Annotated in this window: 10 protein-coding genes; 4 read left to right on the top strand and 6 right to left on the bottom strand. The window is 66.2% G+C overall.

Annotated features, from left to right (window positions below; all coding sequences use genetic code 11):
* Positions 1-27 precede the first annotated feature (27 nt).
* Complete coding sequence (locus tag J1N60_RS04450) at positions 28-2160, bottom strand: S9 family peptidase (RefSeq protein WP_312911030.1); 2133 nt, start codon at positions 2158-2160, stop codon at positions 28-30.
* Between the two features lie 187 nt (positions 2161-2347).
* On the opposite strand from J1N60_RS04450, the gene J1N60_RS04445 reads away from it, so the two are divergent.
* Genes J1N60_RS04445 through J1N60_RS04430 form a run of 4 tightly spaced genes read left to right on the top strand, consistent with a single transcriptional unit; the run spans position 2348 to position 7702 of the window.
* Complete coding sequence (locus J1N60_RS04445) at positions 2348-3448, top strand: TAXI family TRAP transporter solute-binding subunit (RefSeq protein WP_312911028.1); 1101 nt, start codon at positions 2348-2350, stop codon at positions 3446-3448.
* A 22-nt stretch (positions 3449-3470) separates the two neighbouring features.
* Positions 3471-4079 (top strand): DUF1850 domain-containing protein, encoded by a 609-nt coding sequence (locus J1N60_RS04440; RefSeq protein ID WP_312911026.1) that lies wholly within the window; start codon positions 3471-3473, stop codon positions 4077-4079.
* A gap of 10 nt (positions 4080-4089) precedes the next feature.
* The gene (locus J1N60_RS04435; RefSeq protein ID WP_312911023.1) at positions 4090-6789 is read left to right on the top strand and encodes a TRAP transporter permease; all 2700 of its coding nucleotides are present in this window, start codon (positions 4090-4092) and stop codon (positions 6787-6789) included.
* A 55-nt stretch (positions 6790-6844) separates the two neighbouring features.
* A complete protein-coding gene (locus J1N60_RS04430; RefSeq protein WP_312911021.1) occupies positions 6845-7702 on the top strand; it encodes a PH domain-containing protein in 858 nt (285 codons plus the stop codon).
* A 26-nt stretch (positions 7703-7728) separates the two neighbouring features.
* Here J1N60_RS04430 and J1N60_RS04425 read toward each other — a convergent pair whose 3' ends face one another.
* The 5 genes from J1N60_RS04425 to J1N60_RS04405 form a co-directional block, all read right to left on the bottom strand.
* The gene (locus J1N60_RS04425; protein WP_312911019.1) at positions 7729-8337 is read right to left on the bottom strand and encodes an IMPACT family protein; all 609 of its coding nucleotides are present in this window, start codon (positions 8335-8337) and stop codon (positions 7729-7731) included.
* Between the two features lie 3 nt (positions 8338-8340).
* Entirely contained in the window at positions 8341-8748 is a 408-nt protein-coding gene (locus tag J1N60_RS04420; protein WP_312911017.1) for a hypothetical protein, read from the bottom strand.
* Between the two features lie 49 nt (positions 8749-8797).
* The gene (locus tag J1N60_RS04415) at positions 8798-9094 is read right to left on the bottom strand and encodes a MarR family winged helix-turn-helix transcriptional regulator (protein WP_312911015.1); all 297 of its coding nucleotides are present in this window, start codon (positions 9092-9094) and stop codon (positions 8798-8800) included.
* Positions 9095-9373: 279 nt separating this feature from the next.
* Positions 9374-10534, bottom strand: coding sequence for a DUF5305 domain-containing protein (locus J1N60_RS04410; RefSeq protein ID WP_312911013.1), 1161 nt, complete (start codon positions 10532-10534; stop codon positions 9374-9376).
* A gap of 198 nt (positions 10535-10732) precedes the next feature.
* Entirely contained in the window at positions 10733-11902 is a 1170-nt protein-coding gene (locus J1N60_RS04405; RefSeq protein WP_312911011.1) for a S26 family signal peptidase, read from the bottom strand.
* Positions 11903-11989: the final 87 nt, after the last annotated feature.

Here is an 11989-nt window from a genome sequence, read left to right as displayed (position 1 = left end):
GACCGACAAATCCGTGGCGATGCGGCGTCAGGCGCTCGTCTCCTCGTCGTTCTCGGTTGGTGCGTCGTCGCCTTCACTGGCATCGTCCCCACCCTCGTTTGTCTCGCCCTCTTTCCCCGCCGTGAGCCCCTCGTTCGGGCCGCGCTCGAGCGCTGGCGACGCGTCGGTGTAGTCGCTGTAGCCGTCGAACCAGCGGACGATCCGCTCGAGGCGGTCGACGACATGGGCCGGTTCGCCCGAGCGAGAGAGTTCGTGGCCTTCGCGGGGATAGCGGACCATTCGGGTGTCGACGCCGTGTTTCTTCAGGCCGAGGTAGAACAGTTCGGCCGTGTTCGCGGGCGTGCGGTAGTCCTGGTCAGCGTGGATCAGGAGCGTCGGCGTGGTCACGTCCGGGACGTGTGCGACCGGGGAGTGCGCCCAGAGGTGCTCAGGGTCCTCCCAGGGCGTAATGCCGTAGTCGCCCTCGACGAGTTTGAACGCGTCCGTCGAGCCGTAGAAGCTGGTGAAGTCGTAGACGCCGCGCTGGCTGACGGCGGCCCGGAAGCGGTCGGTCTGTCCGACCGTCCAGGCGGTCATGAACCCGCCGAAGCTCCCGCCGGTGACGTACTGCTCGTCTTCGTCGACGTACTCGCGCTCGCAGGCGAGGTCGACGCCCGCGAGCACGTCGGTGAGCGTCACGTCGCCCCAGTCGCGCTCGATGGCGGCCGCGTGGGCCTCGCCGTAGCCGGTCGATCCGCGAGGATTACACCAGAAGACGGCGTAGCCCGCGGCCGCGAGGCTCTGGAACTCGTGCCACATCGTCCCGCTGGTGGTCCACCGGGTGTGGGGGCCGCCGTGGATCTCGACGACGAGCGGGTACGTTTCGTCCGGGTCGAAGTCCGGCGGCGTCAAGAGCCACCCCTGCACCGGACCCTGCTCGCTCTCGTAACGCAGTTCCTCGGGTTGGGCAACCGCCCGGTCCTCGAGGTAGTCGGCGTTGACGCGGGTCAGCCTAGTGACCTCGTTGCCCCCGCGCGTGGACGCGAAGACGTCCCCCGGGTGGTCCCACTCGCTCTGGACGGAGGCGATGGCGTTTTCACCTACCGAGAAGCCCTCGAGAGTGACGCCCTCGCCGTAGACGGTGGTTGGATCCTCACTCCCGTCGCCGGGGGCCGACCAGAGCGCGCTCGCGCCCTCGTCCGGCGTGGCGAAGTAGAGGGTCTCCTCGTCGGGCTCCCACTCGATTCCGCCGTCGAAGCTCAGGGTGCGGTCGATCGAGTCGGTGACGGTCGTCTCCGTTCCGGCCGTCCGGTCGTACACCTTTAGTTCGGTCTGGCGGAGAGTAAACCCGTCTTTCGGCACCCAGGGGTAGGCGACCCGGCCGTCGGTCGTCGCCGCGAGCATCGTCGCCCAGCCGGTCGTTTCGGTTACCTGCTCGACCTCGCCCGTCTCGAGGTCGTGTGCGAGGATTTCGGACTCGATGGAGTCGTCGGGTTCCTCGCCGAGCTTGCGGGCGTAGTAGACCGTTTCGTCGTCGCCCCAGGTCGCCCCCGTGTAGTCGACGTCGCCGTTGGTGAGTCGCTCGAGGGCGTCGTTGTCGCCTGCGGTCTCGGTAATTGACCCTTGCTCGAGCGCCGACTCGACCTCGAGCGTGTAGATGTGGTTCCGCCGCCCGTCCGCGTAGCGCTGGTGGGCCCGGTAGACGAGTCGGTCGATCACCCGCGGGTCAGGCGTCTCCGGTTCGTAGTCCGGATCGACGGCAAAATCGCGCCCCTCCGCGCGGTCGTCGGCCGTCGATGCCTGGGTGAAGAGAACCCGAGAGCCATCGGGGCTCCACTCGAGGCCGGCAACGCCGCCGACGACGCTCGTGATCTGCCGGGCCTCGCCGCCGTCGGTCGGGAGGAGCCAGAGCTGTGGCCGGTCGTCGTCGGCGCCTCGGGTGCTGACGAACGCGAGATGTGACCCGTCGGGGCTCCAGCGCGGCTGGCTGTCGACGCCCTCACTGACGGTGAACTGGGTCGGCTCGTCGCCGCCGAGTGGAACGACGTAGACGGTTGCCTCGTAGGACTCGTCGTCTTTCGGAATCTTCCGGACGAACGCGACGCGCTCGCCGTCGGGCGAGAGCTGGGGGTCGGCTACCTGGACGATGTCGTGGTAGTCGGCGGGGTCGACCGTGTGCATAGTCCTCACTCCGAGCGGTCGAGAGTATACGTTTCGGTTCGAAGGAACCGTGGGCGTCTACGACGCGTGTCACAGGGCCATTACCGGACGTTCAGCGCGTCGTGAGTGTCCAAAAGTCCATATTTTCAGCGAACGCAATCGGTTATGCGCGGCATAGTAATCAGCCGAAAACGCATAGACTGCCATCATGGCGCGAAAGTTCAATCGACGCGACTTCATCGCAGTGACTGGTGCAACAGGAATTGCAGGTATCGCCGGGTGCATCGGCGAGGACGCCGAGGATCCCGGAAACGGCAATGGGAACGGAAACGGCAACGAAACCGGCAACGGAAACGGCAACGAAACCGGCAACGGCGACGATAACGAAACCGAAGACGGCAATGGCAACGGCGACGACGAAGAGGAAATCGGCGAGGCCGAACCGGACGAGGGCGGAGAAGTCCTCTCCTGGCACGCCGGCGGCACCGGCGGCACGTACTACCCGCTCTCCGGCGAGGTCAAGTCCATCGTCGAGGAGAACACGCCCCACGGCCTCCAGGTCCAGTCGACCGGCGCCAGCGTCGAGAACGTCGGCAGCCTCGCCCGCGAGGAAGCCGAGTTCGCGCTGATCCAGAACGACGTCGCCTACTTCGCGTTCAACGGGACCGGCATCGAGGACTTCGAGGGCGAACCCGTCGAGAGCATTCGCGGGGTCGCGACGCTCTACCCCGAAACGATCCACATCGTCACCCAGGCCGACTCGGGCATCGAGTCCGTCGAGGACCTCGAGGGGGCGACGATCAACACCGGCGACGCCGGCAGTGGGACGCAGGTCAACGCGAACCAGATCCTCGAGTCGGCGGGCATCTCTGACTTCAGCGAGCAGAACACCGACTTCGCGACGGCGACCGACCAGATCCGTGACGGCGACGTCGACGCCGCCGTCATCGTCGGCGGGTGGCCCGTCGGCTCGGTCGAGGAACTCGCCTCCTCGAGCGACATCTCGCTCGTGTCCGTCGACGGCGACGTGCGCGAACAGGTCAAGAGCGACGCCGAGTGGATGGCCGACGACACCATCCCCGGTGGCACCTACGACGGCGTCGACGAGGACACCGAGACCGTCTCGGTCCAGGCGATGATAGCCACTCACGAAGGCGTCGACGAGGGCATCGTCGAGGAGGTAACGACCGCCATCTTCGACAATACGGACTCCTTTACGATCAAGGCCGACTTCATCAGCGCCGACACCGCCCAGGACGGGATGCCGATCGACCTCCATCCGGGCGCGTCCGCGTACTTCGGCGAGTAACGCGTCCACGACGCCTCTCACCGTGTTCACTGGTCACCGCCGTCGCCGAACGCTCGTCGGTATCGTCGTCGTCGTCGCCCTCGTCGTCGGGAGCGTCGCGGCCGCCTCGAGTCTCGATCCGGATCCCGAACGAACCCTCGTCGTCCAGGATGCCGACTCGGGCGAGACGCTCCTCGAGCGACCGGTCGAAAACGGCGAGCGGGTAACGCTGGCGTACACCCACAGCGTCGAGAAGACGCCGGTCGAGGACGTCTACGCCGTCGACGGCGATCAGTTGCGGATGACGGAGATGCGATTCCAGTCTCACGGCGCGGGGTTGCCTGCCGACGAGTCGATGGAACTAACCGACGGCTGGTTCGTCGTCGAGCGAACCTCAACGTACAGTCAGCTGCGGGTTGCCCCCGGCTCCATCGCCGGTCACGAACTACTCGTCGGCGAGGATCGGTACGACCTCGTGGCGATGTCGGACGGGCCGGTCGTCATCGTCGTCGACGAGGACGAACCGGGAGCGCTCGAGGGACTGCTGGCGTTTTCAGCGCCGGCAGAAGTGGCACAGGACAGACTATTGGGCGACGAGGACCGCTCGAGCGGTACTGTCGTTACCCACATAAATATGGGCCTCTCCCACTGATACCGTACCAATGAGCGTCGATACCGGCGGGTCGGAAGAATTGTCCGATGCCGAACAGGAAAAGATCCTCCAGGAGGTCGAACGACGCCGGACGCTCCAGGGCGGGGCCGCCGTTCTCGTCTCGCTGATCGGGATTACCTTCTCGGCCTTCCAGATGTGGATCGCCGCGAGATCCTACATCTTCCAGATTACCCTGCCGCTCTACGGCACGATCGATATCGGCTCCCTGCAACTCCTGCAAGTCGGCGCGATCCACGTCACGTTCGCCCTGGTGATCGCGTTCTTGCTCTTCCCGGCCAGTCGAGGCGACGGATTCGTCGCCCGGCGACTCGGTCGTCTCGAGTCGGCCACGAGAGGACAATTCGGCGACGAGCACCCGGTCACTCGAGGGGTCTCCCGGGCGGGCGATTTCGTCCGCTGGGCCGCAATCGACCCCCAGATGAACCGGGTAACCCCGCTCGACGGCCTCATGATCGTCCTCTCGTTGCTTCCCGTACACTACACCGTCACCAACTACGACGAGATCCAGTCGATCGCCATCAGGCGGTTCGACGGAACTCAGGGTATCGGGGACGTGCTCTGGTTCCTCGAGCCAGTCGTCGCCGGGATCGCGGCACTCGGGATTCCCATCGACGAGGCGTCCTACGCGTTCTGGATGGGCGTCCTCGGACTCTTGCTCGTGCTCGAGGCGACCCGGCGCACGCTCGGCTTCATCCTGATGAGCCTCGTCGGCTCGTTCATCGTCTACGCGCGCTGGGGCTACCTCGTTCCGCGAGACTCCGTCATCGGGCCCCTCGCCATCCAGCCCGAGAACTGGGCGAACATCGTCTACAACCTGTGGTACACCGTCCAGGCGGGCGTCTTCAGCACGCCCGTCATCGTGAGCGTCCGGTACATCTACATCTTCATCCTCTTCGGCGCCTTCCTCGAGATGAGCGGCGCCGGCAAGTGGTTCATCGACCTCGCGTACGCGCTGACCGGGACCAGGCGGGGTGGACCAGCGAAGGCGAGCGTCGTCTCGAGCGGCTTCATGGGGATGCTCTCGGGGTCGTCCATCGCCAACACCGTGACGACGGGTGCGTTCACGATTCCGCTGATGAAACGGTCGGGCTACTCGCCCGAGTTCTCCGGGGCCGTCGAGTCCTCCTCGTCCTCGGGTGGCCAGATTCTCCCGCCCGTCATGGGCGCCGCGGCATTCCTCATCGTCGAGTACACCGGCATTCCCTACGCCACCGTCATCATCGCCGCGACCTTACCCGCCCTCGCCTTCTTCTTCGGGATGTGGGTCATGGTCCACTTCGAGGCCGTCCAGCACAACATCGGCGGGCTACCTCGAGACGAACTGCCGGAGATCCGCTCGCGCTTTCGGTCCGGCTGGTTCTACCTGGTCCCCATCGTTCTCCTGCTGTACTTCCTCATCATCGCCCGCTTCTCGATCCCCCGTGCGGGCTGGTTCACCATCGTCTCGGTGATCGCCCTCATCGCGTTCGTCGCGGCCTACGACGAGCGCTCGCGCGTTCCCCTGGTCGGCACCATCGCCGCCATCTTCACCCTGCAACTGCTCAGCTACGCCACCGTCGGCGGAAACGTCGTCGACGCCACATTGGCGTTGACAGGGCTCGAGGCCGCCGGGACGGGACTGGGACTCGAGACGGCCGCGTACGCCGCGGCGAGCGGACTGGGAACCATCGTGATCCTCGTGAGCGCCGCCGTCATGCTCGCCAGGCCGAGAACGGTCCCGACGCTGCTCGAGCTCGACGATGCCGTCGACGAGTCGGCGGAACGGGCGGCGTCGAAGATCCGTCGACCGCAACTCGCCCGGAACCGGGCCTACCGGTTCGGTGCGTTCGTCCTCAAGTCGATGGACTCGGGGGCGCGAACGGCGACGACGGTCGTGATCGCGGTCGCGGCCGCGGGCGTCATCCCGGGTGTCATCAGCGTCTCCGGCCTCGGCCCGAACCTGGCCGCGCTGATCGACGCCGTCAGCGGCGGCTCGCTGCTGATCTTGCTCGTCCTGACGGGCATCGCCTCGATCATCTTCGGAATGGGGATGCCGACGACGGCGATGTACATCATCCTGATCGCGATGCTCGGCGGGCCGATGGAACAGGCAGGGACTGCCCTGCTGGCTGCCCACCTGTTCGTGCTCTATTTCGGCCTGATGGCCGACGTCACGCCGCCGGTCGCCGTCGCCGCATTCGCCGGTGCGGGCGTCGCGAAGGCCGACGAACTCGGGACGGCGCTAATCGCCTTCCTGCTCTCGCTCAACAAGATCCTTGTTCCCTTCGCGTTCGTCTTCTCGCCGGGCATTCTGCTCCTGCGAGAACGCGGCGACGAGTGGACGATCCTCACCGCCGCCGACGTAGCCGACCTCGGCTTCTTCGTCCCCGACGTCGTCATCCCCATCCTCGGGATGTTCCTCGGCGTCTACGCCCTCGGGGTCACGATCATCGGCTACCAGTACACCGACGTCGGCCGGGTGAGGCGAGCGCTGTACGCCATCGCCTCCATCTTCCTGATGGTCCCCGAGATCCCGCTCCTGGTTCTCGAGGGCACCCTCGAGGCGGTCGGCATTCCGGCGTACCTCGCCATCTTCGAGTTGACCGCCTCCCTGCGACTCATCGGCCTCGTCACGCTGGTGGCGCTCTCGACCCGAAACCGAACCCGCGGACGGACGACGGAGGCGGCGGAGACGGCGGAGACCGCCTGACCGCCGACCGTCGACCGCCGTTGCATTCATATCCCCCTGCGGAGAATCGAATGACGTGTTATCGGATCGACAGCAGTTCGAGCCCCGCCTCGAGCGAGCCGACCTCGAGGTTCCCGACATCGGCTTTCGGTTCGGAATCGGGGCGTACGTCGCCGCAGTGCTCACCGCCGCGGTGACGACAGCTGCCGTCCTCGCCGGCGTCACCGGCACGACCGTCCTCGCGCTCGCGCCCGGAACGGTCACCGTCGGCGTGATCGTCGGCGGCGTGCTCGCCGGCCGATATCGCGGGTTGGCCGAACGGCTCGGTCGCCGTCGTTGGCCTAGCGTGCCGTGTTCGCTTCCTGCCCTTCCGTTCGTCGGACTGGCGTTCGCGCCGTTCGTGACCGACGTCGGAGCGAACGTCGCTGGAGTCGCCATCGTGGGCGCGATCGGGATCGTGCTGGCGGGCCTCCTCGTCGCCGCAATGGCCACCAATCGCTACGTTGACGCGGTCACGAGCGACGAACCCGTCGTCGCCTGGACGTGGGCCAAAGCCGGCGTGCTCCGCCGGGAACTGGTCATCGGTGTCGGCTTCCTGCTCGTCGGCCTCGGCTCGTTGTACGCCGGCGACCTCACTTTCGCCGTTCTCTGGGGCGCCTACGGCCTGTTCTGGCTCCTCGCCGGCTACTCGAGTTCGCTCTTCGACGCCGATTCGGTGTCGACGCCCACCCTCGCCGTCCACGAGGCCGGCCTCGTCGTCGATCGCGGCCTCACGAAACGGCTGCTTCCGTGGGCAGCGATAGCTGGGGTCGAACTCACCGCCGACGAACTCGTGATCGAACGCGACTGGCGCTCGCTCCGGTGTCGTCGGGACGCGATCGACGATTCCGAATCGGTCGCCGCGACGCTCGAGGCGCTTCGCATGGAACGATAACCGTCAGTCGGCAGCCGCCAGACGCCTCACTCGAGACGCGCCCGCCCGCTCGTCGCACTGCGAATACGGTCACGGAGAGCGTCGGCCTCGGCGATCGGGACCCGAACCTCGAACCGCACGTCCGCTTCGTACTCGGCCTCGAACTCGAGCCCCTCGCTCTCTAAGATGCCACGAACGGTTCCCGAATCGTCGTACTCGAGGGTGATCGACACCTGTTCGTGAGGCCGCTCCTCGATCACGCCCGCGGCGTCGACCGCCTCCTTGACCGCCCGGGAGTACGCCCGAACCAGGCCGCCGACGCCGAGGTTCGTCCCGCCGTAGTAGCGCGTGACGACGACCGCGACGTTCTCGAGGTCGCGCTGGGTGAGCACGTTCAGCGCGGGCTTGCCGGCGGAACCGCTCGGCTCGCCGTCGTCGCTCGCGTACTCCCGGAGCCGCCCGTCGGCGTCGACTCTGACCCGGTAGACCGGGACGTTGTGGGTCGCGTCGGCGTACTCCTCGCGTACGTTCTCGAGGAACGCCTCGGCCGACTCGAGGTCGTCGGCGGGGCGAGCGTGTCCGAGAAACTCCGAGCCCCGGACGACGAAGCTCGCGGTCGCGGCCTCGGCGACGGTTCGGTAGGCCTCGGCGTCCATGCGTTACCTCGAGCTGGCGTCGTCGGGACGGTAGAGGTCTGGGTTACGCCACCAGAAGAGAGCCCAGCCGGTGAGAAAGCCCACGAGCATGGCGAGCAGGTCCCGCAGGAACTGCGAGCCGATCAGGTCGATCGTCAGCGCGATGGCGATGCCGGCGCCCACGGCCGTTCCCACGACCAGGAAGCCGACGTCGCCGAAGATCTTCGCTCGTGACTGCTCCCAGTAGTACTGCCTGTCCGAGTCGTACCAGACGCCCACGTAGACCAGAACCGGTGCCATCGCGGTGACGATGATGGCCATTCGCCAGTCGGTCGAGATTTGCAACACTTCGCTGGCCAGGTTGGCGACGACCGCGGCAACCATCAATCCGAAAAACAGCCACGCCCACTCCGGCAGCGTCTCCTTGTCCATGTCTCGAGTCGGTCACTCGAGGACGAATATTCTATCGACTCGCGACAGGTCACTCCGCACAGCAGGCGTCCTTGCTCGCCGGCTCGCCGCTCCCGCCGTCGGCCGCGACCGGTTCGGGCTCCGTAATCCGGTAGAGGCTCTGGCGCGCGTCCGCGAAGTAGATGTTCTCGTCGACGGTGCCGATGTCGCTGAGGCGCTCGAGGGCGTACCTGACCGTGCGCGCCGACAGCATCGACTCCTCGACGATCTGTTTCTGGGTCAACGGACCGTCGTACTCGAGGACTTTGTAGACCAGCTTCGCACTCGGTGGCAAATCCGTGATGTCCTCCCCGTCAGTCTCACTCATATTACGAATCGAAATGCTCCAGGAGTATAAAGTTGAGCCTTTCTGGATGACAGAACGGATGATTCATTCACGAATACATCTATGAATATTGGGCATAGAACCTCGAGGAACGGGACTTCTCGACAATTTGACCGGTCAGTCAGCCGGCGTGACAGACTCGGGTGAGAACATAAACGAGTACACACGAGAGTACGCGACAGAGTACAGATATGCGTGACATTACAGATATGCGCGACCGATCACCCGTGTGCGCGACAGATCACAGGCGTACGCGACCGATTACAAATTGTTCCAGGCGTCGTCGTCCTCGGGGTCCGGCAAGTCCTCGAACGGCGGCTTCGGTCCGCTATCGCCCGTTTGAGTCGCCGGTCCGTCGCCGTCACCGGACGAGATCACGTCGCCCGGAGTCGGCCGCTCCTCGAGGTCGAAGTCCGGCCACGCCGTCTCTTCCCAGAGCCCGCGGTCGCTGTAGTAATAGACGACGCCGTCGCTGACGACCGCAAACAGGCCGCGACTCCGGTCGTGGATCACGCGCTCGTTCGTGTCGATGGCGACGTCGACGACGTCCTCGAGCGTGTCGAGCGAGACGTGTTCGTCGCCGATCCACATCGGCAGCGAGCCCCGTGAGATCCACTCCGCGTAGCGATTCTCGTGAATCGCCTGGCGCGCCCGGTCGACATCGACGTCGGAGCGGGAGTTGACGAACGCGGCCCCGCCGAACGACCCCACCGTGAGGATCAGGAGGGTGCCGATCAGCGCGGAACTAGGTGGGTCAGTCGTCTCGACGGTCTGGGTGACCGGGTTCGGGTCCGACTCTTCGGGATGGTCCTCGAGGTAGTAGCTCCGTTCGGTGACGACGAACGGGGTTGACGGGGCGTGTTCGCCGACGTGCGTCCCCGTATCGTAACTCGTACGGATGATCAGCGAGATGTCGACCGTACCGACCCCGTCGAGGCGAGTCCTGAGTTCCTCACGCCGGTCCTGGACCTCCCGGACGTCGACCGACGCTCTGGTGACGCCCTGCCCGTCCGTAATCGTCGGTTCCTCGGCCGCCAGCACGCGTTCTGACTCCCAGAACACCTCGTCGTTGCGCGAGGCTGCGTACCTGAGGACGATCTCGTGCTCGAGACTCGTCTCGTCGCTCGGGACCGCCGTCTCGGCGACGATCTCGAGTTCCGGTGAGGCGTTTATCACGTACGCAGGGTTGTCCTCGAGCACGGTGCCGGCCTCCCAGAGGCCGTCCTGGACGACTACGGCTTCCGTACCGACCTGCGTCGAGACCGTCTGATGATCGACTTCCTGGGTGGTCGTCGTCGTCGACGGGTTCGCGACGACCCAGCCGGTCGCGAGCAAGGCGATCGTGCCGATCACGAGCAACGCAATCAGGATCGGCCGGCCGGATCTGGCGATCAGCAGGTCGAGTCGCGGCGTGTTCGTCACGGTGTCCCCTCTCTCTCGTTGGTTCCGTCGATTCCGTCAATCCCGTCAATCCCGTCTGGCCGCACCGCTGGCTGTGACTCGCCGTCGGCCAACCCCCCATCTAACACGGTGCGGAAAGTCACGCGATACGATAGGTCGTCGTTCATCGACTATAACAGTAGTGGCCGTCGATCGGTTGGTCTGAGCGGATGATAGCGCTCACAGCCACTTCTCGAGCAGGCGCTCGAGTCGCGTCGAGAGCGGGAGATGCGAGCCGGGCGTCCGTATCCGAAGGTCGCCGGTGCCGAAGAGGGCGAACACCAGACCGACGGCGACGGCGACGATCACGACGTTGACCGCACCGATGGCCACGAACGGGTGGAGGTCGTGGAGCCAGACGAGCAGCGTCGGTGGCAAGACGAGGAGGTACCGACTCTCGACGACGTCGCGGGTGTAACTCCCCGTCGTCTCCGGCGCCGTCATCGAGAGCGCGACCTCGGCCGTGTCGCGACTACCGACCGTCGTCGCCCGCGGCTCGGCGTCGACGGCGGGGTGTGGCGCGTCGAGCACGACGACGACCGGGACGTAGCCACTGTTGTCGATCGTTCGCGTGAGCGTCGTCGTCTCTCCGGGAGCGACGATCTGTGGGTCGTCGGTCGGCGAGTCGGTGCTCACGAGTTCGTAGGCGGTTCCACCGGCCGGGATCACCATCGCCGCCGTCGCGAAGAGGGCGAGCACGACGACGACGGCCGACAGCGCCGACCAGAGCCCGATCACGTTCTCGCGGCTGGTTCGTCGCGCCGTCCGCCGCTCGGCGACGCCGACGCGCTCGAGCAGCAAGCCGACCCCAAGCAGGCCGACCCCGAGGGCTACCAGCAGGGCGCCGGTCCCCTCGGCGTCGAAAGCTGCCGTGATTCCGAGCGGCGCCGCCAGGAGACCGAAGACGGCCCCGACGAGTCCCTGGACGCTCATGATGACGGTTCCCAGGTGCGGGACCCGGACGACCGACCCCCCGATCTGCCAGGCCTCGGCGACGATCTTCCCCTCGGTGACCGGCGGCTCGCCCCCATCCTGGTCGGTGAACGGGTTGGCGTCGCCCCGCGTCACGTACCCCTCGTCGGTCTCGGCGACGATTCGATGGGTGGTGAGCCCGCCCCCGTGTAACGTCTCGGCCTCGAAGACGACGACGTCGCCGGGTTCGGGCGCGTCGGTCACCGCGCTGGGGACCGCGACGAACCCATCCCCGGCGGCAAGCGTCGGCCCCATGCTCCCCGTCGCGACGTAGCCGAGCAGGATCGGCTGGCCCAGCACCTGGCCGAGAACCAGCAGTACCACGACGAGGCCCACCAGCCCCATCGCGACCTGCTTCGCTATCGACGCCCCGTTCATCGTCGTCGCTCCCTCGAGTTCGCTCCTGGCACGGTCGTGTTTTCCCTGTCTCGCATTCGAATCGTCTTAACTGCTCGTCTCCGGTCG

The sequence above is a fragment of the Natronosalvus caseinilyticus genome, from assembly GCF_017357105.1.
Classification (GTDB): Archaea; Halobacteriota; Halobacteria; order Halobacteriales; family Natrialbaceae; genus Natronosalvus; species Natronosalvus caseinilyticus.
The sequence above is the reverse complement of the archived record's forward strand: the minus strand, read 5'-3'. Positions and strand labels throughout refer to the sequence as shown.